We start from the raw sequence: 23629 nt of genomic DNA, 5'->3' as shown, positions 1-23629 counted from the left end.
GCGCGTTATATTTCCAGTACTTCACTTGAGACCTGCCCCCCATGTCTGACAAAAAATCCTCCAGCGGCGAAAAGCTCCTGTACTGCTCGTTCTGCGGCAAGAGCCAGCACGAGGTCAAAAAGCTCATCGCGGGACCATCCGTCTTTATCTGCGACGAGTGCATCGACCTGTGCAACGACATCATCCGCGACGAGACATCGAATGTGGAATCGGTGGCGGGCGCCAAGTCCGATTTGCCGACGCCGCACGAAATCGCCGAACTGCTCGATCAATATGTGATCGGCCAGCAGACAGCGAAGCGCATCCTGTCCGTCGCTGTGTACAACCACTACAAGCGCCTCAAGCACCTGGGCAAGAAGGATGACGTCGAGCTGGCCAAGAGCAACATCCTGCTCGTCGGTCCGACCGGCTCCGGCAAGACCCTGCTGGCGCAGACCCTGGCACGCATGCTGAATGTGCCTTTCGTCATCGCCGACGCGACCACGCTGACCGAAGCGGGCTATGTGGGCGAAGACGTCGAGAACATCATCCAGAAGCTGCTGCAGAGCTGTAACTACGAAGTCGAAAAGGCCCAGCGCGGCATCGTCTACATCGACGAGATCGACAAGATTTCGCGTAAATCGGACAATCCTTCGATCACGCGTGATGTGTCGGGCGAGGGCGTCCAGCAAGCCTTGCTGAAACTGATCGAGGGCACGATGGCCTCGGTACCGCCGCAGGGCGGGCGCAAGCATCCGAACCAGGACTTCGTCCAGATCGACACGACCAACATCATGTTCATCTGCGGCGGCGCCTTCGACGGCCTGGCCAAGATCGTGCAGAACCGTTCGGAAAAGGGCGGGATCGGTTTCGCAGCCAGCGTCAAGAGCGCCACCCAGCGTTCGAACAGCGAAATCATGATGGAAGCCGAGCCGGAGGATCTGATCAAGTTCGGCCTGATTCCGGAACTTGTCGGCCGTCTGCCTGTCGTAGCTACGCTGAACGAATTGACGGAAGAAGCGCTGATCCAGATCCTGATCGAGCCGAAGAATGCGCTCATCAAGCAGTATTCGAAATTGCTGGAAATGGAAGGCGCCGAACTGGAAATCCGTCCGGCGGCATTGCACGCAATTGCGAAAAAAGCATTGGCACGCAAGACCGGTGCCCGCGGCCTGCGTTCGATCCTGGAACACGCACTGCTCGACGTCATGTACGAATTGCCGAATCAGCAAAACGTGGTGAAAGTCGTGGTTGATGAAAATACGATCACGAACGGTGCCAAGCCGCTGCTGATTTATAGCGAAACTGCAAAGGCGTCCGGAGAAAATTAAAAAATATCCGCGCGGAAACCACAAAACCACTTGTGCGCTGGGAGCTTGGCGGTACAATTTACCTCAATAAAAGCATCCGGCTTCAATCGAAAAGCCACTCGTGACCGACCGTCACGTAGTGGCTTTTTCATTTCAAATCGGGATTTTATTGGAACGTCCAGATTGCATTTCGCGAATATGTTTTTTTATTCATAGAAATTATTTTGGGACGGTCTTGAGTTTTCACCGTGTGCGCCCAACATCCGTTACACGCTTTTTATAAGGTATACCATGACAACTTCGAAATTAACCGAGCAAACGACGCTGCCCCTGCTGCCGTTGCGCGACGTGGTCGTATTTCCCCATATGGTGATACCCCTGTTCGTTGGCCGCCCGAAGTCGATCAAGGCGCTTGAAGCCGCGATGGAACAGGGCAAGAGCATCATGCTCGCCGCCCAGAAGGCTGCTGCCAAGGACGAACCTTCCGCCGCGGACATCTACGAGATCGGCTGCGTCGCGAACATCCTGCAAATGTTGAAACTGCCCGACGGTACCGTGAAGGTGCTGGTCGAAGGCTCCCAGCGTGCCCGGATCGATCACATCAGCGATGCGCCGACCCATTTCGTCGCCGAGCTGACCCCGCTGCGTTCGGAAATCGGCGACGATTCCGAAGTCGAGGCGATGCGCCGTGCCATCGTCCAGCAGTTCGATCAGTACGTAAAACTGAACAAGAAAATCCCGCCCGAGATCCTCGCATCCCTGGCAGGCATCGACGACGCCGGCCGCCTGGCCGACACCGTCGCCGCGCACCTGCCGCTCAAGCTCGAGCAGAAGCAGGTGATCCTGGAGATCTTCAACGTCGCCAAGCGCCTCGAGCACCTGCTCGGCCAGCTGGAAGGCGAACTGGACATCCTGCAGGTCGAGAAGCGCATCCGTGGCCGCGTCAAGCGCCAGATGGAGAAGTCGCAGCGCGAGTACTACCTGAACGAACAGGTCAAGGCCATCCAGAAGGAACTGGGCGAAGGCGAAGACGGCGCCGACATCGACGAGCTCGAGAAGAAAGTCATCGCCGCCAAGATGCCGAAGGAGGCCCTCGACAAGGCCACCGCCGAGATCAAGAAGCTCAAGCTGATGTCGCCGATGTCGGCCGAAGCCACCGTCGTGCGCAACTACATCGACACCCTGGTGTCGCTGCCGTGGAAGAAGAAGTCGAAGGTCACCAACGACCTGTCGAACGCCGAGAAAGTGCTGGAAGCCGAGCACTATGGCCTCGACAAGATTAAAGAACGCATCCTGGAATATCTTGCAGTGCAACAGCGCGTCGACAAGCTGAAAGCCCCGATCCTGTGCTTCGTGGGCCCTCCAGGCGTCGGCAAGACCTCGCTCGGACAGTCGATCGCCCGTGCCACGAACCGCAAGTTCGTGCGCATGGCCCTGGGCGGCGTGCGCGACGAAGCCGAGATCCGCGGCCATCGCCGTACCTATATCGGCTCGATGCCGGGCAAGGTGCTGCAGTCGCTGGCGAAAGTCGGCGTCCGTAACCCGCTCTTCCTGCTCGACGAGATCGACAAGATGGGTGCGGACTTCCGCGGCGACCCGTCGTCGGCCCTGCTGGAGGTGCTGGATCCGGAACAGAACCACACTTTCTCGGACCACTACCTGGAAGTCGACTTCGACCTGTCGGACGTGATGTTCGTGGCGACCTCGAACTCCTTCAACATCCCGCCGGCCCTGCTGGACCGGATGGAAGTCATCCGCCTGTCGGGTTACACCGAAGACGAGAAGACCAGCATCGCGCAGCGTTACCTGCTGCCGAAGCAGGTCAAGGCGAATGGCCTGCAGGACGGCGAAATCAAGGTGGAAGAGTCGGCAATCCGCGACATCATCCGCTACTACACCCGCGAAGCCGGCGTTCGTTCGCTCGAGCGCGAAATCTCGAAGATCTGCCGCAAGGTCGTCAAGATGCTGCTCCTGAAAAAGAGCGAGAAGGCGGTCATCGTCAACGGCAAGAACCTGGACAAGTTCCTGGGCGTGCGCCGCTACGATTTCGGCGTGGCCGAGAAGGAAAACCAGGTTGGCCAGGTGGTCGGCCTGGCCTGGACCGAAGTCGGCGGCGACCTGCTGACGATCGAAGCCGTGAACGTGCCTGGTAAAGGCGGCATCATCCGTACCGGTACCCTGGGCGACGTGATGAAGGAATCGATCGAAGCGGCGCGCACGGTGGTTCGTAGCCGTGCCCAGCGTTTCGGCATCAAGGCGGAAGCGTTCGAAAAGAGCGACATCCACATCCACGTGCCGGAAGGTGCGACGCCGAAGGACGGTCCGTCCGCCGGTATCGGCATGACGACGGCGCTGGTGTCGGCCTTCACCGGGATTCCGGTGCGTGCCGACGTGGCGATGACGGGCGAGATCACGCTGCGCGGCGAAGTGCTGCCGATCGGCGGCCTGAAGGAGAAGCTGCTGGCGGCGCATCGCGGCGGCATCAAGACGGTGCTGATCCCCGAGCAGAACGTGAAGGACCTGGCCGAGATTCCGGACAACGTCAAGAACAAGCTCGAGATCGTGCCTGTTCGCTGGATCGAGAAGGTGCTGGAAATCGCACTGGAACGCCAGCCGGAAGCCATCGTCGAGGTGCAGGCCGTGCCGGTCACGCCAGCGGCGACGGCAACGGACGGGCAGGGCGACGTCGTCAAGCACTGATCGCGGTTTGATCGAATGAAAGGCGCCCCGCGGGGCGCCTTTTTTGCGCGCGCGTCGTCCATGAAAACGCCGCGCGGCGCCGCATCGGTTACGTTACGCGTGGGCATGCCCACCCTACGTCATGCGTCTGCCGAGACTGTTGCGTACCGTAGGGTGGGCATGCCCACGCGTTATCGAACGCGGCCTGGTCGAACCGTTTATCACGGACACCAAGGTAGCATCCCACGTCCATGCCAATGCCAACAATTCGCCACACCCAAGCATTCACCGGTGAATGTTGCTTGACAGAAGCAATTCCCCCTTGTTTAATACGCGCTTGCACTTTTTGCAGGAAGGCGCAGCGCCGCCGCGTCAGAACGACCTAGAGGATACGAGTGAACAAGACTGAACTGATCGAAGAAATCGCGAAATCCGCGGACATTACCAAGGCCTCGGCCACCCGTGCCCTGGATGCGATGATCGAAGCGGTGACGAACACCCTGAAGAAGAACGACAGCGTGACCCTGGTCGGCTTCGGCACCTTCACCGTCGGCGAACGCGCGGCCCGTACTGGCCGCGATCCGCGCACCAAGGAACCGATCAAGATTAAGGCTGCAAAGGTTCCGAAATTTAAGGCTGGTAAAGCGTTAAAAGATGCTGTAAACTAATGCCTTCTTTGCGGTGACACGCAAAGAAAACATCCTTTGAGGAGTAGAGGGCATGAGCCTCTCGGCTTTCTTTCTTGAGGGTGATGCAGTACCCAGTATGTTCGTGGAGCGGTAGTTCAGTTGGTTAGAATACCGGCCTGTCACGCCGGGGGTCGCGGGTTCGAGCCCCGTCCGCTCCGCCACGGCATACAACGAATTTGGAGCGGTAGTTCAGTTGGTTAGAATACCGGCCTGTCACGCCGGGGGTCGCGGGTTCGAGCCCCGTCCGCTCCGCCAGATTTCAGCAGTATTCGAAATGCTCGGAAAGAGCGTTTCAATGAGAAGAGGCGAACGCGAGTTCGCCTTTTTTTTTAACTTGTGCTTTGAAGCCATTTCTACAGCGATTGGTGGACCATGTTTGATTTTGTACGTAATAACAAGCGCATATTGCAGTTCGTCCTGCTGTTGCTGATCATTCCCTCGTTCGTGCTCGTCGGCGTGGAGAGCTACCAGAACCGTGGTGACAGCGGTGCGGGCGTCGCGACCGTCGATGGCCGCAAGATCACCCAGCAGGAGTGGGACGATGCGCAGCGCAAGCAGATCGACCAGGCGCGCCAGCAGATGGGTCCACAATTCGACCAGAAACTGTTCGACACGCCCGAAGCCAAGCGCGAAGTGCTCGAAAACCTGGTTGCCGAACGTGCCGTCAACGCCGAAATCGCGCGCAGCAACCTGACCGTCGGCGACACCAGTATCGCCAAGGCCATTGCCGAGATGGGCGCCTTCAAGAAGCCGGACGGCAGCTTTGACATGGACGCCTATCGCGCCGCGCTGGCCGCGCAGGGCATGACGGCGCCAGTCTTCGAGGCGCGCATGCGCCGCGACATGGCGATCCAGCAGCTGGCAGGCTCGGTCCAGGCCACCGCATTCGTGCCGCGTTCGGTGGCGAGCCGCGTCTCGGACATCAACGACCAGGAACGCGAAGTCCAGGAACTGATTTTCCCGGCGGCCCAGTACCTGGCGCAGGTCAAGGTCACCGACGACATGGTCAAGGCCTTCTACGACAAGAACGCCAGCCTGTTCCAGATTCCGGAAAGCGTGAAGGCCGAGTACATCGTGCTCGACGCCGGTGCCGTGGAAAGCCAGGTCACTGTCAGCGACGCCGAAATCGCCCAGTTCTACGAAACCAACAAGAAGCGCTTCACCACGCCGGAACAGCGTACCGCCAGCCACATCCTGATCACGAAGGCGCAGGGCGCCAAGCCGGCCGAGGAAGCCGCAGCCAAGGCGAAAGCCGAAGCCGTGCTGGCCGAGGTGCGCAAGAACCCGGCCGACTTCGCGGCGATCGCGAAGAGCCAGTCGCAGGATGCCGAGTCGGCAAGCCGCGGCGGCGACCTGGGCCCGATCGAACGCGGCACCTTCGGCAAGTCGATGGAAGACGCGATCTACGGCCTGAAGGAAGGCGAGATCAGCGGCATCGTGCCGTCGGAATTCGGCTACCACATCATCAAGCTCACCTCGATCAAGCCGCAGACGCAGAAGTCGCTCGCCGATGCGAAGGACGAGATTGCTGCCGAAGTGAAGAAGTCGAAGCTGTCGAAGAAGTATTCGGAGCTGGCCGAGCAATTCAACAACAGCGTCTACGAGCAGTCCGACAGCCTGAAGCCGACGGCCGACAAGCTGGGCCTGAAGATCCAGACCGCCGAGAACCTGAACCGCAAGCCGAATCCGCAACTGGGCGCCGCGCCGTTCAACAACGAGAAATTCCTGACGGCCCTGTTCTCGACGGACGCCATCAAGAACAAGCGCAACACGGAAGCCGTCGAAGTCGCGCCTGCGGTCCTGATCGCCGGCCGCGTGGTCGAGTTCCACCCGGCTTCGAAACTGCCGATGGCGCAGGTCGAGCCGCAGATCCGCCAGCGCGTGACCCAGGAAGAAGCGCTGCGCCTGGCACGCCAGGCCGGCGAAGCGAAACTGGCCGCCGCCAAGGCGTCCGGCGACGCCACCGGTTTCGGCGAAGCGAAGGTCCTGTCGCGCACCAGGCAGCCGGCGATCAACACCGCCGGTGCGCTGGCCGTGTTCAAGGCCGACGTGACCAAGTTGCCGGCCTATGTCGGTGTCGAGCTGCCGGGCCAGGGCTATGGCGTCTACCGAATCGGCAAGGTCTCGCAGCCGGCCCAGCCGGACGCCGCCCGCCGCGCCCAGGAAGCACAGCAGATCGGCGGCCTGGTCGGCCAGGCGGAACTGTACAACTTCGTGGAAGCGATCAAGGCGAAGTCCAAGGTGAAGATCAATGTCGCCAAAGGCGAAGAGGCGGCCAAGGCGCAGTAAGCGCAGGCCTGCGGGCCTGAGTCACATACAAAAAACCCGGACGCTCGCGTGTCCGGGTTTTTTTACGTCTCGCCGCAGGTGGGTACGGAGCGCCCACCCTACGCGGCGTCGGTCAGGCCGCGTGCAGCGACTGCGCCGCCTTCATGAAGTCCTGCGGCCCGATATCACTCAACTCCAGCACCCGCGCCTGCCCGTACTGGACGAAATTGCGGTCGATCGAACGCAGGTAGGCCGGGTCGTAGTGTTCGACCAGCAGCTGGTCGACCAGCTCCGGCATCGCGCCGCTGTTGGCCAGGGCGTGCCATTCGTCGATCCGGGCGCGGCCGTGCAGCTGGACCAGGTGGTCGAGCTGGCCGTTCAGGGCTTGCGGGTCGCGCGCGAAGTGTTCGTAGTCTTCCATCAGCAGGCGCACCCGGTTCGGGCGCGACAGCGTCAGGGCCACGCAGGGCGCCGCGCGCATGCGCTCCATGACGGCGTCCGGCACGCGCAGGTTGCCGACCTTCTTGCTCTCGGATTCGACGAACACGGGACGGCTCGGGTCGAAATGACGCAGCTTGTTCCAGATCCGGGTCTCGAACATCTTCTGGGTCGGCTGCGGCTCGTCGGGCAGGTGGCCGAGCACCGAGCCGCGGTGGGCCGCCAGCCGCTCGAGGTCGAGCACCTGGGCGCCGATCCCGTCCAGGGTCTCCAGCAGGCGGCTCTTGCCGCTGCCGGTGGTGCCGCAGATGACCCGCCATTCCAGGTCCGGCGGCGCGGCCAGGGCGGCGCTCACGGCGGCGCGGTAGGCCTTGTAGCCGCCGTCGAGCTGGATCGCCGGCCAGCCGATCTTGGCCAGGATGTGGGCCAGCGAGCCGCTGCGGTTGCCGCCGCGCCAGCAGTAGACGAGGGGCTTCCAGTCCTTCGGCTTGTCGCCGAAGCGCTCGTCCAGATGGCGCGCGATGTTGCGCGCGACCAGGGCCGCGCCGACCTTCTTGGCCTCGAAGGCGCCGACCTGCTTGTAGAGCGTGCCGACCCGCACCCGCTCCTCGTCGTTCAGGACCGGGCAGTTGATGGCGCCGGGCAAGTGGTCGAGCGCGAACTCGCCCTCGCTGCGGGCGTCGATGATGGTGTCGAAGCGGTCGAGTTCGGGAAGGATGTCGGCAAAGCTCAGTACGGCGGGATATTTCATTATTTGGTGATCAGTGTCGAGAAAGTCGGCCAGATGTTATTCAGGATAATTGGATGTGCCTGCGCGCTCGGGTGCAGGCGGTCGGCCTGGAACAGCGCCGGCTTGTCGGCCACGCCTTCCAGCATGAAGGGCACCAGCGGCGCCTTGTATTCCTTCGAGAGCGTGCTGAACATGCCGAAGAAGCGCTCCGTGTACGCACGGCCATAGTTCGGCGGCATGCGCATGCCGATCAACATGACCTTGGCGCGATGCTTCTGCGCCATCGTGATCATTTCGCGCAGGTTGGTCGAGGCGGCGTCGACCGGCAATCCGCGCAGGCCATCGTTGGCGCCGAGTTCGATGACGACGATCTGGGGCTTGTGCGCATTGAGCAGGGCGGGCAGCCGCGCTCGCCCGCCGCTGGTGGTCTCGCCGCTGATGCTGGCGTTCACGATGTTGGCGTCGATCTTTTCGCTTTTCAGCTTCTGTTCGAGCAGGGCGACCCAGCCGGCGCCGCGTGTGAGGCCATATTCGGCCGACAGGCTGTCGCCCACCACGAGTACGGTTTTTGGTGCAGAATAAGCGCTCGCCGAAGCAGCCACGAGGGCTGCCGCGACAGTGAATTTATTGAGAAAAGAGAGCATGCGCGATCATCCCGAGGCTTTCAAATATACGGACTCCGCCGCGACAGACGGGGCGGCTGCAATCCAGGTGGAAGGCCTGTCCAAGCGGGTGGCGGACGCCAGCGGCGAACTCACCATCCTGCACAGCATCGATTTTACCGTGCAACCGGCCGAGACGCTCGCGATCGTCGGCGCCTCGGGTTCCGGCAAGTCGACCCTGCTCGGGCTGCTGGCCGGTCTCGACACCCCGAGCGGCGGCCGCGTGCTGCTGGGCGGCACCGATATCTTCGCGCTCGACGAGGATGGACGCGCCGCGTTTCGCAAGGCCAGGCTCGGTTTCGTGTTCCAGTCCTTCCAGCTGCTGGCGCATTTGAACGCGCTCGAAAACGTGATGCTGCCGCTCGAATTGCGCGGCGACGGCCAGGCGCGGGCAAAAGCGGAAGCGATGCTGGGCCGCGTCGGCCTGTCCAGCCGGCTGCGCCATTATCCGAAATACCTGTCCGGCGGCGAGCAGCAGCGCGTGGCCCTGGCGCGCGCCTTCGTGACCGAGCCGCCGCTGCTGTTCGCGGACGAGCCCACCGGCAGCCTGGATGCGGCGACCGGGGAGGCCATCATCCAGCTGATGTTCGAACTCAATCGCGAACGCGGGTCGACCCTGGTGCTCGTCACGCACGATTCCGCGATGGCGGCACGGTGTGGGCGGACGATTACGATTGCGGCGGGGAAGCTGGTTTAGTCAGTAGGCATCGAAGCACGTTTCGACTTGCATCCGTGCGTTGACGCGTGGGCAGAGGTGCCCACCCTACGGTGCACCGCCGTCTCGATTGCACCCCTCGGCCGCTGCGTAACGTAGGGTGGGCACTCGTGCCCTGCCTCACGGGCAGGGCGCTCCGCGGGCGGACAGCATGCTGTCCGAATTCCCCGCTCGCCCCACGCGTCAACGGGCGCGTGTCTGGCCGCGCTCCCGGATCAAGCCATTCAACACCGCCCGCACCGCCGCCGGCAATTCCCCGGCCGTCATTCCGACCGGCCCGATACCTTCATCGACCAGCCGGTCCGCCGCCGCCCCGTGCATCCACACGGCCCCGATCGCCGCCTCCCAGGCCGGCCAGCCCTGCGCCAGCAGTGCGCCGCATACGCCCGCCAGCACGTCGCCGCTGCCGCCCGTCGCCAGGCCCGGATTACCGGTCGGGTTGATCACGATCTCGCCATCCGGCCGCGCGATCACGCTGCCGGCCCCCTTGAGCACCACGACCGCCTGCAGGCGCTTGGCCAGCCTGCGCGCCGCCCCCAGCCGGTCTGCCTGCACCTCGGCCGCCGAGCTGCCCAGCAGGCGCGCCGCTTCCAGCGGATGCGGCGTGACCAGGGTAGCCGACTGGCGCCGTGTCAGGCGCGCCTGCAGTTCGGTGCTGGCCGCGACCAGGTTGAGGGCGTCGGCGTCGAGCACGATGGGCGCCGCGCTGTCGATGCCGTGGCCGAGCGCGCGCATCGCCTCCATCGCGTCGCCCATGCCGGGGCCGAGCACCAGCACGCGGCCGGCGAAGTCGAAGTCGTGGGCAAGGCGGAACATCAGTTCGGGATGCACCGGGTCGAAGGCCGGCGCCGGGTCGATCGTCACCGCGAACACGCGTCCGGCGCCGGCGTACAGCGCGCCGCGCGCGGCCAGCACCGCGGCCCCGGTCATCCCGCGGGCGCCGCCGACCACGGCCAGGTCGCCGAACTGTCCCTTGTGCGAATTCTGGCGCCGCGGCGCGAGGCTGGCTGCGAACAGCGCGGGCGAGCCGATGCAGGCTTGCGCCGGCTCGAACAGGGCTTCATCGAGCTCGAGGCCGGCCACCTGCACCTGTCCCGCATGGTCGCGGCCCTCGGCCGTGTGCAGGCCCGGCTTGTCGCCGATGAAGGTGATCGTATGGGTGGCGTGGACGGCGACGCCGTTCGGACCGACAACCGCGCCGCTGTCCGCGTCCAGGCCGCTCGGCACGTCGAGCGCCAGCACCGGGCAGCGCACGCCGTCGATGGCGCTCACCAGGTCGCGGTAGCGGCCCTCGAGCGGTCGTTGCAGGCCGATGCCGAACAGGCCGTCGACCACCAGTGCCCAGTCGCGCACGTCGGGTGCGACGTCGGCGAAGTTGGCGCGGCTGGCGCGGGCGCGCGCCAGGGCCTGGGCCGCCTCCGTGGACACCTTGCCGCTGCCGGCCAGGTGCAGCACGACGACGTCGACCCCGGCTTCGCCCAGGTTGGCCGCCAGCTCGAGGGCGTCGCCGCCATTGTTGCCGGGGCCGGCCAGCACCAGCACCGGCCGTTCCCGTGCGCCGCCGAGCAGCTCGAGGGCGGCATCCGCGCCGGCACGCCCGGCGCGGCGCATCAATGCGCCCGGTTCAAGGCTTTCCGCCGCGGCGGCTTCCGTGGCGCGAATCTGCGCCACGCTGTAAAGACGATTGTCCATCCGGACTCCAAAGTGGTACCAACAGTGCATTTTCGCCAATTTTGGCGCGAGGGGCGAATACAATAGGAGCATACCTGACAGCGCATGGAGTAAGGAATGGATTGGCAGTTCTGGATCGACCGCGGCGGCACCTTTACCGATATCGTGGCGCGCCGCCCCGACGGCAGCCTCACGACGCACAAGCTGCTCTCCGAGAACCCGGAGCAGTACCGCGACGCCGCCGTGGCGGGCATCCGCCATCTGTTGAACGTGGCGCCCGGCCAGCCGCTGCCGACTGAACGCATCGGGGCCGTCAAGATGGGTACGACGGTCGCGACCAACGCGCTGCTCGAGCGCAAGGGCGCACCCACGGCGCTGGCGATCACGCGCGGCTTCCGGGACGCGCTGCGCATCGCCTACCAGAACCGTCCCAGGCTGTTCGAACGCCACATCGTGCTGCCCGCGCTGCTGTACGGCCAGGTGGTCGAGGTCGACGAGCGCATCGGCGCGCACGGCGAGACCGTGCGCGAGCTCGACGCGGCGAAAGCGCGCGCCGGGCTGCAGGCGGTGTTCGACAGCGGCACCCGCGCGCTGGCGATCGTCTTCATGCACGGTTACCGCCATGCGCGGCACGAAGCCGAAGTCGCCCGCATCGCGCGCGAGATCGGCTTTACCCAGATATCGGTGTCGCACGAAGTCAGTCCGATGATGAAGCTGGTCGCGCGCGGCGACACCACCGTGGTCGACGCCTACCTGTCGCCGATCCTGCGCCGCTATGTCGACCAGGTCGCGGCCGAACTGCCGGGCGTGCACCTGCAGTTCATGCAGTCGAACGGGGGACTGACCGATGCGCGCGCCTTCCAGGGCAAGGACAGCATTCTGTCCGGCCCCGCGGGCGGCATCGTCGGCATGGTGCGTGCGAGCCGGCTGGCCGGCTTCGAGCGCGTCATCGGCTTCGACATGGGCGGCACCTCGACCGATGTCTCGCACTATGCGGGCGAATTCGAAAGGGTGTTCGAGACCCAGGTCGCCGGCGTGCGGATGCGCGCGCCGATGATGAGCATCCACACGGTGGCGGCCGGCGGCGGCTCGATCCTGCATTTCGACGGCAGCCGCTACCGCGTCGGCCCCGACAGCGCCGGCGCCAATCCGGGCCCGGCCAGCTACCGCCGCGGCGGGCCGCTGACGGTCACCGACGCCAACCTGATGCTGGGTAAAATCCAGCCGGGGCAGTTTCCGCACCTGTTCGGACCGGGCGGGAACGAAGCGCTCGACGCCGGCGTCGTGCGCGCCGGGTTCGAGGAAATGGCGCGCGAGATCGCCGCAGCCACAGGCGACGAGCGTACGCCCGAACAGGTCGCCGAAGGCTTCATCCAGATCGCGGTCGGGAACATGGCCAACGCCATCAAGCAGATCTCGGTGCAGCGCGGCCACGACGTCACGGAATATGCGCTGACCAGCTTCGGCGGCGCCGGCGGCCAGCATGCCTGCCTGGTGGCCGACGCGCTCGGCATGAAGACGGTCTTCGTCCACGGCCTGGCCGGCGTGCTGTCGGCCTACGGCATGGGCCGGGCCGACCAGAGCGCGATGCGCGAGCAGGCGGTCGAGGAGCGCCTGGGTGCGGCCGACAGCGAAGCGCTGGCCGCACGCCTCGACACCCTGGCCGAGGCCGCGAGCGGCGACCTGCGCGCCCAGGGCGTGGTCGACGCGCGCATCGACATCGTCAAGCGCGTGCACCTGCGCTACGAGGGCACGGATTCGGCGCTGGTGGTGGACTTCGCTGCGCCGGAGGCGATGCAGGCCCAGTTCGAAGCCGCCTATAAACGCCGCTTCTCCTTCCTGATGCCCTCGCGCGCATTGATCGTGGAAGCGGTGTCGGTGGAAGCGTTGGGACGCTCGGAAGCGCCACCGGAGACGATCGCCCCGGTCATGCCGCGCGACGGCGGCCTGCACCCCTTCGACACGGTGCCCATGTTCGGCGCCGGCGAATGGCGCGCGACCGCGATCTACCGGCGCGCGGACCTGCGGCCCGGCGACCGCATCGACGGCCCGGCCATCGTCGCCGAGGACAATGCGACGACGGTCGTCGAAGCGGGCTGGCAGGCCGAGGTCACGCCCTACAATCACCTTGTGCTGCGCCGCGTGCAGGCGCTGCCCGAGCGGCGCGCGATCGGCACCACGGCCGATCCGGTCATGCTCGAGATCTTCAACAACCTGTTCATGTCGATCGCCGAGCAGATGGGCCTGCGCCTGCAGAACACGGCCCATTCGGTGAACATCAAGGAGCGGCTCGACTTCAGCTGCGCCATTTTTGATGCCGCCGGCAACCTGGTAGCGAACGCGCCGCACATGCCCGTGCACCTGGGCTCGATGGGCGAGAGCATCAAGACCGTGATGCGCGAGAATGCGGGCCGCATGCGGGCCGGCGACGTGTATGTGCTGAACGACCCCTACAACGGCGGCACCCACTTGCCGGACGTGACGGTGATCTCGCCCGTGTTCGACGAAGCGGGCATCGACATACTGTTCTACGTCGGGTCGCGCGGCCACCACGCCGACATCGGCGGCACCACGCCGGGCTCGATGCCGCCGGACTCGCGCCACATCGAGGAGGAGGGCGTCCTGATCGACAACTTCAAGCTGGTCGACGGCGCCGACGGCATCCTGCGCGAGGCCGAAGCGCGTGCGCTGTTGAACGGCGCGCGCTACCCGGCCCGCAATCCGGACCAGAACATGGCCGACCTGCGCGCCCAGGTCGCAGCCAACCAGAAGGGCGTCGAGGAGCTGCTGCGGATGGTGGCGCACTTCGGCCTGGATGTCGTGCGCGCCTACATGGGCCACGTGCAGGACAATGCCGAGGAAGCCGTGCGGCGCGTGATCACGGCCCTGAAGGACGGCGCCTTCACCGTGGAACTGGACAACGGCGCGCGCATCGCGGTGGCGATCACGGTCGACCGCGCCGCACGCAGCGCCCGCATCGACTTCACCGGCACGTCAAGCCAGCTCGATAACAATTTCAACGCGCCGTCCGCCGTCTGCATGGCCGCGGTGCTGTACGTGTTCCGTACCCTGGTCGAGGACGAGATCCCGCTCAACGGCGGCTGCCTGAAGCCGCTCGAGGTGATCATCCCGCCCGGCTCGATGCTCAACCCGCATTACCCGGCCTCTGTCGTTTCCGGCAACGTCGAGACCTCGACCTGCATCACCAACGCCTTATATGGGGCACTGGGCGTGATGGCGGCCTCGCAGGGCACGATGAACAATTTTACGTTCGGGAACGCCCGCTACCAATACTACGAGACCATTTCGGGCGGTAGCGGCGCGGGCGAGGGCTTCGACGGCACCGACGTCGTGCAGACCAACATGACCAATTCGCGCCTGACCGATCCGGAGATCCTCGAGTTCCGCTTCCCGGTGCGGCTGGAGAGCTATGCGATCCGGCCCGGTTCCGGCGGCGCCGGGCGCTGGCATGGCGGCAAGGGCGGCGTGCGCCAGGTGCGCTTCCTGGAACCGATGACGGCCGCGATCCTGTCGAACAACCGGATCTACGCGCCCTTCGGGATGGCGGGCGGCGAGCCGGGCGCGCGCGGCGTCAACACGGTCGTGCGTGCCGATGGGCGGGTCGAGCAGGTCGGCCATATCGGCAAGGTCGAGATGGCGGCCGGGGACCTGTTCGTGATCGAGACGCCGGGCGGGGGAGGGTACGGAGAGGCGTGAGCCCCAGTGTCCCTACGAGATACCGTACTTGCGGCGCATTGCCTGGTACTCGGTCTCGAGCGGGCCCAGTCTCGGATGCTGGGCGTCGATGGCCCGGATCTTTTCGAGCTGGGCGTAACACAGCTCGCCCAGCGGATGATCCCATCCGAGCTCGTTGATTTGCCTGAGCACGCCGCCGGCCACGGCAATCGTGACCTGCAGGTTCGACGGCGCCATGTGCAGGGCTTCGAGCAGGGTCTGGACGGCGCCGCGCACGTCACCCATGTTGCGCTTCTCGTCGGCGACGCCGAGCAGGATCTGGGCCTGGGCCTTGAGCTGCTGCTGGACGCCATCGGCCAGGTCGCGCCGGCCGGCTTGCGCGAACAGGGTCAGCGCATGCTCGCTGGTGATGCCGCTGTCGGCGTCGTTCACCACGGCCATCATGACGTCCTGCGCACCCTGGTCCAGGCGATGGTCGAGGCAGGCCCGCACCAGGCCCAGCTTCAGGCTGGTGGACAGGCCGCTGCCGGCGCGTACCGCCGACACCGCGCCTTGCAGATCGGCCACGGCTGCCGTCCGGTTGCCGGCCGCGTCGTGCAGGGCCGCGTTCGACACGGCGACGCAGGCGTCGAGCTCGGGACTTGCCTTCATCGAGCGCTCGAGGTCACGCACCACGCCGCTCGCGCCCGCCAGGTCGCCGCGTTTCACCAGAGCCTTGACCAGCCGCACATGGTCTTCGGGATCGCGAAACTCGGAATAGCGCGCCTTGCTCACCACCTGCTTGAAGGATTTTTCCGCAGCCGCCGTGTCCCCGGCCTCGAGCGCCACTTCGCCGAGCTTGCGCAGGCGGCGTACCATGTGCGGCGAGATCGCCACCGCTTCCTCCAGGATCTTTTGCGCCTGGGCCTGGTTCCCGAGCGCTTCGTGGCAGCGTGCCAGCAGGTCGTAGCCGGCCATCAGCCGCGGATTGGCGGCCACCAGCACCTGCAGCGTTTCGCGCGCATCCTCGACCCGGCCCTGCGCGAACTGCGCCCGGGCCAGGCCGAGACCGGCCCAGCCGAGCGGCTTGTAGTCGAGCACCTTGCGGTAGATCTCCTCGGCCTCGCCGTGTTCTTTGATGCTCACGTGCAGGTCGGCGCGCAGGCGGGCGAACTCGAGGGCGTGGCGCGGATGGGCGATCCCGGCGGCCGCGGCGGAGCGGATCGCTTCCCGTACATTGCCCTGCGCCACAAGTTGATAAGTCGGCAGGAAGACGGCGCGCCGCTCGAGGGCGCGGGCGACGCGGGCCCCCAGCGTCTCGGCGGTAAAGGGTTTGAGCACATAATCGGTCGGCGCCAGCTCGGCCGCGCCGATCACCTTGCCGTACACGGCTTCCGAGGTCAGCATGATGAAGATCGCCCAGGGGCTGATCAGGCGGTGGTGGCGCAGGTCTTCGAGCAGCTGCTGGCCGTCCTGGCCGTCGCCGCTGCCCAGGTCGTATTCGCAGAGGACGATGTCGTAGGCGCGCCGCGTCAGCTGACGAATCGCCGTGCCCGAGTTGACGGCATATTCGATCTTGTTGATGCCCGCGCCATTGAGCATGTTCTGCAGGTTGCTGCGCATGCCCGGGTTGGGATCGATTACCAGTACCGACAGTTGGCTGTTCTCTTGCATCGTCTCTTTCATCGGCCGCTGGACGCCGCCTATGTCGTCAATATCAATCGCTACAATACCGACAACCATCCCGCCGGGCAACCGAAAGCGCCCCTATGCGGGGGCAATATTATCAACCCTGTATAATAGCGGGCTATCTTCCACCCGCAGCCACGCTGCATCAACCGACTTCCAGCCATGTTGATTCTGCCGGGTTCCAATGCCCTGTCTGTCTTTCGTAGCCAACGCCTCCTGACCCAACTGCAAGCAGCCGCGCCCGCGATTGCCGCCGTCCAGGCCCGATTTGTCCACTTCATCGACAGCGCCGCGCCGCTTTCCATCGACGATACACAGCAGCTGACCGCCATGCTGACCTATGGCGAGCCGGTGCCGGAAACGCTGTACGAAGGCAGTACCGTCGAATTCTTCGTCATCCCGCGCCTGGGCACGATTTCGCCCTGGGCCTCGAAGGCGACCGATATCGCCCACAACTGCGGCATGCGCCACGTGCACCGCATCGAGCGCGGCGTGGCCTACACGCTGGTGCTCAAGAGCGGCATCCTCGGCAGCAGCATCGGCGCACCGAAGAAGCTGGCCGACGAGGAACTGGCGCAGGTCGCCGCCTTGCTGCACGACCGCATGACGGAAACCGTCCTGCGCAGCGCCGACGAAGCATCCCGGCTGTTCCAGGAGCTCGAAGGCAAGCCGCTCGAAGCCATCGATGTGCTGGGGCAGGGCCGCGAGGCGCTGCTACGCGCCAACACGGAACTGGGCCTTGCCATGTCGATCGACGAGATCGACTACCTGTACGAGGCCTTCACCAGGGCCAAACGGAATCCGACCGACGTCGAACTGATGATGTTCGCCCAGGCTAACAGCGAGCACTGCCGCCACAAGATCTTCAACGCCGACTGGATCATCGACGGGGTGAAGCAGGACAAGTCGCTGTTCGGCATGATCAAGAACACGCACCAGCTGCAGCCGAAGGGCACCGTGGTCGCCTACAGCGACAACTCGTCGATCATGGAAGGCGCCGTCGTCACGCGCTTCTTCCCGCGCCCGAACGGGGAATACGCGCCGCTGACCGAGCTGACCCACACGCTGATGAAGGTCGAGACCCACAACCACCCGACCGCGATTTCTCCTTTCCCGGGCGCCTCGACCGGCGCCGGCGGCGAAATCCGCGACGAAGGAGCAACCGGGCGCGGCGCCAAGCCAAAGGCCGGCCTGACCGGTTTCACCGTGTCGAACCTGCTGCTGCCCGATGCCCAGCGTCCATGGGAAAACGCTGCCGACGTCACCCAGCCAGGCGAGAAGGGCGAGGCGCCTGTCTACGGCAAACCTGAGCGCATCGCGTCGCCATTGCAGATCATGATCGACGGCCCGCTCGGCGGCGCCGCCTTCAGCAACGAATTCGGCCGTCCTGTCCTGGGCGGCTATTTCCGCACCTACGAGCAGAACGCCCAGGCGGCAGGCGGCGTCTACGGCTACCACAAGCCGATCATGATCGCCGGCGGCATCGGCAACATCTCCGACCAGCACACTTTTAAAAACGACATCCCGCCGGGCAGCCTGTTGATCCAGCTCGGCGGTCCGGGCATGCGCATCGGCATGGGCGGCTCGGCCGCCTCGTCGATGGCGACCGGCACGAATACGGCGGACCTGGACTTCGACTCGGTCCAACGCGGCAATCCGGAAATGGAACGCCGGGCCCAGGAAGTGATCAACGGCTGCTGGCAGCTGGGCAAGGACAACCCGATCATCTCGATCCACGACGTCGGCGCGGGCGGCCTGTCGAATGCCTTCCCGGAAATCGTGAACGACGCCAAGCGCGGCGCGATTTTCGACCTGCGCAAGATTCAGCTGGAAGAATCGGGCATGGCGCCCAAGGAAATCTGGTCGAACGAATCGCAGGAACGCTATGTTCTTGCCATTTTGCCTGACAACCTGGACCTGTTCGCCTCGCTGTGCGAGCGCGAGCGTTCGCCCTTCGCCGTCATCGGTGTGGCCACCGAGGAGCGCCAGCTGCAGGTCGTCGACCCGCTGGCCGGTAACAAGCCGGTCGACATGCCGATGGACGTCCTGCTCGGCAAGCCGCCGAAGATGACCCGCGAGGTCGAGCATGTGAAGCGCGCGCTGCCGGCCATCGACCTGACCGGCATCGAGCTCGAGGAAGCCGCGCGCCGCGTGCTGCTGCTGCCGACCGTGGCCGACAAATCCTTCCTGATCACCATCGGCGACCGCAGCGTCGGCGCCATGACCGTGCGCGACCAGATGGTCGGCCCATGGCAGGTGCCGGTGGCCGACTGCGCCGTCACCGCGATGAGCCACGAAGGCTTCGCGGGCGAAGCGATGGCGATGGGCGAGCGCACGCCGCTGGCCGTGATCGACGCCGCCGCCTCGGGCCGCATGGCCGTGGGCGAGGCGATCACGAACATCGCTTGCGCCCCGATCGCCTCGATCGAAGACATCAAATTGTCCGCCAACTGGATGGCCGCCTGCGGCCAGCCGGGCCAGGACGCGGCCCTGTTCGACACGGTGAAGGCGGTGGGCATGGAACTGTGCCCGGCGCTGGGCATCAGCATCCCGGTCGGCAAGGATTCGCTGTCGATGCGTACCACCTGGAACGACGAGGGTGAAGCGAAGTCGGTCATCTCCCCGGTCTCGCTGATTGTTTCCGCGTTCGCGCCGGTACCGGATGTGCGTTCCTCGCTGACGCCGCAGCTGCGCACCGACCTTGGCGAGACGGCCCTGGTGCTGATCGACCTCGGCCGCGGCAAGAACCGCATGGGCGCATCCAGCCTGGCCCAGGTGACCCAGCAGCTGGGCGACTCGGTGCCGGACGTCGATTCGGCGGACGACCTGAAAAACTTCTTCGCCGCGATCCAGCGCCTGAACAAGGAAGGCAAGCTGCTCGCCTACCACGACCGTTCGGACGGCGGCCTGTTCGCCACCCTGGTCGAGATGGCCTTTGCCGGCCGCGCCGGCGTGTCGGTCAATCTCGACATCCTCACCATGGAAGGCGAACATGCCTCGGACTGGGGCGACGCCAAGAACTGGACCGGCCAGGTCGGCGAGCGCCGCAACGAAATGACGCTGCGCGCGCTGTTCTCGGAAGAGCTCGGTGCCGTGGTGCAGGTGCGCATGGACGACAAGAGCGCGGTCATGAACGCGCTGCGCGAGCTGAACCTCGGCGCCTGCAGCCACATCATCGGCAAGGTCAACGACCGTGGCGCGATCGAGTTTACGCGCGACGCGAAGGTCATCTACAACCAGAAGCGCAGCAGCCTGCACCGCCTGTGGTCGGAGACCAGCTGGCGCATCGCGCGCCTGCGCGACAATCCCGATTGCGCCGACCAGGAATACGAGCGCCTGCTGGACGAGTCGGACCCGGGGATCACGCCGAAGCTGACCTTCGACCCGAGCGAGAACATCGCCGCGCCCTTCATTGCAAGGGGCGTGCGTCCGCGCGTGGCCATCCTGCGCGAGCAGGGCGTCAATTCGCACATCGAGACCGCCTGGGCGATGCACCAGGCCGGCTTTACGGCGGTGGACGTCCACATGAGCGACCTGATCGCCGGCCGCGCCAGGCTCGCCGACTTCCACGGCGTGATCGCGGTGGGCGGCTTTTCCTACGGCGACGTGCTGGGCGCGGGCGAGGGCTGGGCCAAGACCATCCTGTTCAACACCCAGCTGGCCGACCAGTTCGCCACCTTCTTCGCGCGCCAGGATACCTTCGGCCTCGGCGTCTGCAACGGCTGCCAGATGCTCTCCAACCTGAAATCGATCATCCCGGGCGCCCACGCCTGGCCGAAGTTCACCCGCAACAAGTCGGAACAGTTCGAGGCGCGCTTCGGCATGGTCGAAGTGCTCGACTCGCCGTCGATCTTCTTCGCCGGCATGGCGGGCACCCAGGCGCCGATCGCGATCGCCCACGGCGAAGGCTTTGCCGACTTCTCGCTGACCGGGGATATCGGGCAGGTAGCGCAGTCGCTGCGCTATGTCGACAACCGCGGCCAGGCGACCGAGCAGTATCCGTTCAACCCGAACGGCTCGCCGGGCGGCCTGACGGCGGTGACGACGCCGGACGGACGCTTCACGGCGATGATGCCGCACGCCGAGCGCGTGTTCCGCACGGCCGTCCATTCGTGGGCGCCCCCAGGCTGGGGCGACGACGCGCCGTGGATGCGGATGTTCCGCAATGCGCGCAAGTGGGTGGGTTGATTCAAGGCCCAGCGTGAATGAGAACGCCTCCTTCGGGAGGCGTTTTCGTAGGGTGGGCAGTGGGGATGGCTAAATGCCAGCACCACGCGCACGCGGTGATACGCGGCTGCAAGATCGGCGGGCACGAAAACGGTGCCGATGCGTATCGCCGCGTGGGCACGGCGTGCCCACCGTACGAAGGGCAACAGGCCGGCAGCAATAAAAAAGGCGCTTCCGTGGAAGCGCCTTTTTCTATTCAGCCGATCCGGATTACTGGATCTTGGCCTTCTTCAACAGCGACTCGCGGTATTCCGCCAGCTTGCGCTGCTGCAGTTGTTCCGCGACTTGCTGCTTGACCTGGTCCAGCGGCGGGATCGCCAGTGGCCGGACTTCTTCCAGCTTGATCACGTGGTAGCCGTACTGGGTCTTCACCGGGGTGTCGGTGATGGCGCCTTTTTGCAGCGAGGTCATCGCCTTCGAGAACTCAGGCACGAAACGGCCCGGGTCGGTCCAGCCGAGATCGCCGCCGTTGGCAGCCGAGCCAGGATCCTTGCTCTGCTTGGCCAGCTCTTCGAACTTGGCGCCGCCCTTGAGCTTGGCGATGATCGCTTTCGCGTCTTCTTCCTTCTCGACCAGGATGTGGCGAGCGTGGTATTCCTTGTCCGGTGCGCCGGCTTTCGCCTTGTCGTACTCGGCCTTGATGTCGGCATCCTTGACCGGGTTCTTCTTGACGTAGTCGGCCAGCATCGCGTTGATGATGATGCTCTGGCGGGCGTTGTCGATGGCGGCCTTGACTTCCGGACGGGCGCCCACGTTCTGCTTGTCGGCTTCCTGGATCAGCACTTCACGGCCGATCAGGTCCTTCTTGATCATTTCGCGCAGCTGCGGCGAATCGGTGGCACGCCCTTGCGCGACGACCTGCTTGACCATCTGGTCGACCCGCGCTGCCGGGATCGGCTTGCCGTTCACGGTCGCAACGTTCTGGGCGAAGGCAGGTGCTGCCACGATAAAGGACATGGCGAGCAACAGGCGGGTTGGCTTCAAAATCATTGTTCAGATCCTATAAAAACTCGAAAAGTCGCCCGCTGGCGACGACAGGCCGGCGCCTGCGACGGCGCCGGTGGCAAACATATTACTGCACCTTTGCCTTCTTGACCATTTCCTCTTGGTAAGCCGCCAGTTTGGTCTGGGTGAGGCTTTCCGCGATCTGCGATTTGATCTCGTCCATGGCAGGCACTTTCACCGCGCGCACGTCGTCGACCTTGATGACGTGGAAGCCGGCGCCCGTCTTGACCGGGGTCTCGGTGACCTGGCCTTTGTTCAGCTTGGTGAAGCCGGCTGCGAACTCGGGCGGGAAGGCCGAAGGGGCAGCCCAGTCGAGGTCGCCGCCATTGGCAGCCGAACCGGTGTCCTTGCTCTGCTTGGCCAGGTCTTCGAACTTGGCGCCGCCCTTGAGCTTGGCGATGACGGCTTTCGCTTCGTCTTCGGTCGTGGTCAGGATGTGGCGCAGGTGGTATTCCTTCTCGCCGGACTGGGTCTTGGCGAAGCGGTCGTACTCGGCCTTGATCTCGGCATCGGTGACGGGGTTCTTGGCAATGTAGTCGCGCGCCAGCTGGTTCACGACGATGGCCTGGCGGGCGCTGTCGAGGGCCTGCTTGACGTCCGGCTTCTTGTCGTAGCCTTGCTTGATCGCTTCCTGCATCAGCACTTCGCGTGCGATCAGGTCTTTCTTGATCGCTTCGCGCAGCTGCGGCGAATCCTGGCCCTGGCCCTGGGCGACGACCTGCTTGACGATCGCGTCGACGCGCGAGGTCGGAATGGCCTTGCCGTTCACGACGGCGAGGTTCTGGGCGAAGGCGGGTGCTGCGAGGGTGGCGGCAGCGATCAAGGCGAACAGCAGGCGTGCTGGCTTAGCGGTCATTATTGAATATCCTGTGGAGGGAGTTGCTTGGACGAGATTGGTTTAGTTCTTTTTGCAGAGCAGTTCAATCGTGATTGTGCGTCTAAATACTTAAGCGATCCTGAACCGGCCTCAGTCCGATTCAGAGGGCGCCAGGGCCGTGATGGCGAGCGCGTGGATCTCGGCCCGCATCATTTCGGCCACGGCATCATACACCAGTCGATGGCGCATGACGAGTCTCAGTCCATCGAAGCGTTCCGAGACGATTTTCACGCTGTAATGGCCGCCGCCCGAGGCTGCGCCGGCATGGCCGGCATGCAGGTGCGAGTCGTCGCCGACCTCGAGCAGGCTGGGCTTGAGCGCCGCTTCCAGTGCTTCGCGAATGCGTTCGACACGGTGGTCGACCTTGTTGTCCAGACTCATGCTTCCTCCTGCGGGATGTGCTTCATGAGCAGCATCGACTGGGCGACGGTGAACAGGAAGAAAATGGCGGTCATGCCGAAGACCTTGAAATTGACCCAGGCCGCCGTGTTGTTACGAAAGACCACGAAGGCCATCAACAAGTTCAATGCGCCGAGGAAGAACAGGAAGATGACCCAGCTGTAGCCGACGCGCGGCCAGAGCGCGTCCGGCAGCGGCAGCGCTTCTTCCATGGCCTTGCGCATCAGGTTCTTGCCGAAGAAGACCTGGCTGATCAGGAGGGCGGCGGCGAATACCCAGTACAGGATGGTCGGCTTCCACTTGATAAAGGTTTCGTCGTGCAGGTAGATGGTCGCGCCGCCGAAGACGACGATCACGAACAGCGACACCCACAGCATGCCGTCCACCTTGCGCCGGCGCGCCAGCAGGTAGCCTACCTGCAGCACGGTGGCGATGATGGCGACGACGGTGGCGAGCATGGTCGGCGCCTGCCCTGCCAGGATCTTGCCGCCGGAAACCATGCCGCCCAGGTATTGGTCGGCGATGGCCAGCGCGGCCGCTTCATTGCCGTTGCCGATCTTGTAGACGGCAAAGAACAGGACCAGCGGGAAAAAATCGAACAGGAATTTCATGTGAT

At 64.8% G+C, this 23629-nt stretch carries 15 protein-coding genes and 2 tRNA genes; 9 read left to right on the top strand and 8 right to left on the bottom strand.

What is annotated here, in order from left to right:
• Positions 1 to 41: 41 nt before the first annotated feature.
• The 6 genes from clpX (at position 42) to LPB04_RS18110 (ending at position 6946) form a co-directional block, all read left to right on the top strand.
• Positions 42 to 1310: an ATP-dependent Clp protease ATP-binding subunit ClpX gene (gene clpX, locus LPB04_RS18135; protein WP_193685896.1), complete on the top strand. Its 1269-nt coding sequence runs from the start codon at positions 42 to 44 to the stop codon at positions 1308 to 1310.
• 270 nt (positions 1311 to 1580) lie between these two features.
• Positions 1581 to 3989 carry an endopeptidase La gene (gene lon, locus LPB04_RS18130; protein WP_193685895.1) on the top strand — a complete coding sequence of 803 codons (2409 nt, stop codon included), beginning with the start codon at positions 1581 to 1583 and terminating at the stop codon, positions 3987 to 3989.
• A 374-nt stretch (positions 3990 to 4363) separates the two neighbouring features.
• Positions 4364 to 4636, top strand: coding sequence for an HU family DNA-binding protein (locus tag LPB04_RS18125; RefSeq protein ID WP_193685894.1), 273 nt, complete (start codon positions 4364 to 4366; stop codon positions 4634 to 4636).
• Positions 4637 to 4741: 105 nt separating this feature from the next.
• A tRNA-Asp gene (locus tag LPB04_RS18120) sits at positions 4742 to 4818 on the top strand.
• Between the two features lie 17 nt (positions 4819 to 4835).
• Positions 4836 to 4912 (top strand) — tRNA-Asp (locus LPB04_RS18115).
• Between the two features lie 117 nt (positions 4913 to 5029).
• Entirely contained in the window at positions 5030 to 6946 is a 1917-nt protein-coding gene (locus LPB04_RS18110) for a SurA N-terminal domain-containing protein (RefSeq protein ID WP_193685893.1), read from the top strand.
• A 112-nt stretch (positions 6947 to 7058) separates the two neighbouring features.
• On the opposite strand, the gene mnmH is transcribed toward LPB04_RS18110, so the two are convergent.
• Both mnmH and LPB04_RS18100 read right to left on the bottom strand, forming a co-directional pair.
• Positions 7059 to 8114, bottom strand: a complete 1056-nt coding sequence (mnmH, locus tag LPB04_RS18105) for a tRNA 2-selenouridine(34) synthase MnmH (protein WP_193685892.1) — start codon at positions 8112 to 8114, stop codon at positions 7059 to 7061.
• Positions 8114 to 8737 carry an arylesterase gene (locus tag LPB04_RS18100; RefSeq protein WP_193685891.1) on the bottom strand — a complete coding sequence of 208 codons (624 nt, stop codon included), beginning with the start codon at positions 8735 to 8737 and terminating at the stop codon, positions 8114 to 8116. The genes mnmH and LPB04_RS18100 overlap by 1 nt, the downstream gene beginning before the upstream one ends.
• On the opposite strand from LPB04_RS18100, the gene LPB04_RS18095 reads away from it, so the two are divergent.
• The gene (locus LPB04_RS18095) at positions 8736 to 9452 is read left to right on the top strand and encodes an ABC transporter ATP-binding protein (RefSeq protein ID WP_193685890.1); all 717 of its coding nucleotides are present in this window, start codon (positions 8736 to 8738) and stop codon (positions 9450 to 9452) included. The two genes, LPB04_RS18100 and LPB04_RS18095, sit on opposite strands and share 2 nt — an antisense overlap.
• A gap of 201 nt (positions 9453 to 9653) precedes the next feature.
• Here LPB04_RS18095 and LPB04_RS18090 read toward each other — a convergent pair whose 3' ends face one another.
• The gene (locus LPB04_RS18090) at positions 9654 to 11162 is read right to left on the bottom strand and encodes an NAD(P)H-hydrate dehydratase (protein WP_193685889.1); all 1509 of its coding nucleotides are present in this window, start codon (positions 11160 to 11162) and stop codon (positions 9654 to 9656) included.
• A gap of 96 nt (positions 11163 to 11258) precedes the next feature.
• On the opposite strand from LPB04_RS18090, the gene LPB04_RS18085 reads away from it, so the two are divergent.
• On the top strand, positions 11259 to 14858 hold the full coding sequence (locus LPB04_RS18085) for a hydantoinase B/oxoprolinase family protein (protein WP_193685888.1): 3600 nt from the start codon (positions 11259 to 11261) through the stop codon (positions 14856 to 14858).
• A gap of 12 nt (positions 14859 to 14870) precedes the next feature.
• Here LPB04_RS18085 and LPB04_RS18080 read toward each other — a convergent pair whose 3' ends face one another.
• Positions 14871 to 16490 carry a tetratricopeptide repeat protein gene (locus LPB04_RS18080; protein WP_193685887.1) on the bottom strand — a complete coding sequence of 540 codons (1620 nt, stop codon included), beginning with the start codon at positions 16488 to 16490 and terminating at the stop codon, positions 14871 to 14873.
• A 177-nt stretch (positions 16491 to 16667) separates the two neighbouring features.
• On the opposite strand from LPB04_RS18080, the gene purL reads away from it, so the two are divergent.
• Positions 16668 to 20693, top strand: a complete 4026-nt coding sequence (purL, locus tag LPB04_RS18075; protein WP_193685886.1) for a phosphoribosylformylglycinamidine synthase — start codon at positions 16668 to 16670, stop codon at positions 20691 to 20693.
• Between the two features lie 249 nt (positions 20694 to 20942).
• Here purL and LPB04_RS18070 read toward each other — a convergent pair whose 3' ends face one another.
• The 4 genes from LPB04_RS18070 to LPB04_RS18055 form a co-directional block, all read right to left on the bottom strand.
• A complete protein-coding gene (locus LPB04_RS18070) occupies positions 20943 to 21722 on the bottom strand; it encodes a peptidylprolyl isomerase (RefSeq protein ID WP_193685885.1) in 780 nt (259 codons plus the stop codon).
• A gap of 82 nt (positions 21723 to 21804) precedes the next feature.
• On the bottom strand, positions 21805 to 22593 hold the full coding sequence (locus LPB04_RS18065) for a peptidylprolyl isomerase (protein WP_193685884.1): 789 nt from the start codon (positions 22591 to 22593) through the stop codon (positions 21805 to 21807).
• Positions 22594 to 22704: 111 nt separating this feature from the next.
• Positions 22705 to 22995: a BolA family protein gene (locus tag LPB04_RS18060; protein WP_193685883.1), complete on the bottom strand. Its 291-nt coding sequence runs from the start codon at positions 22993 to 22995 to the stop codon at positions 22705 to 22707.
• A complete protein-coding gene (locus LPB04_RS18055; protein ID WP_193685882.1) occupies positions 22992 to 23624 on the bottom strand; it encodes a septation protein A in 633 nt (210 codons plus the stop codon). Before LPB04_RS18055 ends, LPB04_RS18060 begins: the two co-directional genes overlap by 4 nt.
• Positions 23625 to 23629 lie beyond the last annotated feature (5 nt).

This window comes from Massilia litorea, from assembly GCF_015101885.1.
Lineage (GTDB): Bacteria > Pseudomonadota > Gammaproteobacteria > Burkholderiales > Burkholderiaceae_D > Telluria > Telluria litorea.
Note: the sequence above shows the minus strand (reverse complement) of the source record. Positions and strands in the feature narration are given on the sequence as shown.

What these genes read in the sequence shown, in the direction of transcription:
- LPB04_RS18070 (WP_193685885.1), bottom strand. Translation starts at nt 21,722, where the DNA reads ATGATTTTGAAGCCAACCCGCCTGTTGCTCGCCATGTCCTTTATCGTG.
- LPB04_RS18080 (WP_193685887.1), bottom strand. Translation starts at nt 16,490, where the DNA reads ATGCAAGAGAACAGCCAACTGTCGGTACTGGTAATCGATCCCAACCCG.
- LPB04_RS18095 (WP_193685890.1), top strand. Translation starts at nt 8,736, where the DNA reads ATGCGCGATCATCCCGAGGCTTTCAAATATACGGACTCCGCCGCGACA.
- lon (WP_193685895.1), top strand. Translation starts at nt 1,581, where the DNA reads ATGACAACTTCGAAATTAACCGAGCAAACGACGCTGCCCCTGCTGCCG.
- LPB04_RS18085 (WP_193685888.1), top strand. Translation starts at nt 11,259, where the DNA reads ATGGATTGGCAGTTCTGGATCGACCGCGGCGGCACCTTTACCGATATC.
- LPB04_RS18110 (WP_193685893.1), top strand. Translation starts at nt 5,030, where the DNA reads ATGTTTGATTTTGTACGTAATAACAAGCGCATATTGCAGTTCGTCCTG.
- clpX (WP_193685896.1), top strand. Translation starts at nt 42, where the DNA reads ATGTCTGACAAAAAATCCTCCAGCGGCGAAAAGCTCCTGTACTGCTCG.
- LPB04_RS18055 (WP_193685882.1), bottom strand. Translation starts at nt 23,624, where the DNA reads ATGAAATTCCTGTTCGATTTTTTCCCGCTGGTCCTGTTCTTTGCCGTC.
- LPB04_RS18090 (WP_193685889.1), bottom strand. Translation starts at nt 11,162, where the DNA reads ATGGACAATCGTCTTTACAGCGTGGCGCAGATTCGCGCCACGGAAGCC.
- LPB04_RS18100 (WP_193685891.1), bottom strand. Translation starts at nt 8,737, where the DNA reads ATGCTCTCTTTTCTCAATAAATTCACTGTCGCGGCAGCCCTCGTGGCT.
- LPB04_RS18060 (WP_193685883.1), bottom strand. Translation starts at nt 22,995, where the DNA reads ATGAGTCTGGACAACAAGGTCGACCACCGTGTCGAACGCATTCGCGAA.
- purL (WP_193685886.1), top strand. Translation starts at nt 16,668, where the DNA reads ATGTTGATTCTGCCGGGTTCCAATGCCCTGTCTGTCTTTCGTAGCCAA.
- mnmH (WP_193685892.1), bottom strand. Translation starts at nt 8,114, where the DNA reads ATGAAATATCCCGCCGTACTGAGCTTTGCCGACATCCTTCCCGAACTC.
- LPB04_RS18065 (WP_193685884.1), bottom strand. Translation starts at nt 22,593, where the DNA reads ATGACCGCTAAGCCAGCACGCCTGCTGTTCGCCTTGATCGCTGCCGCC.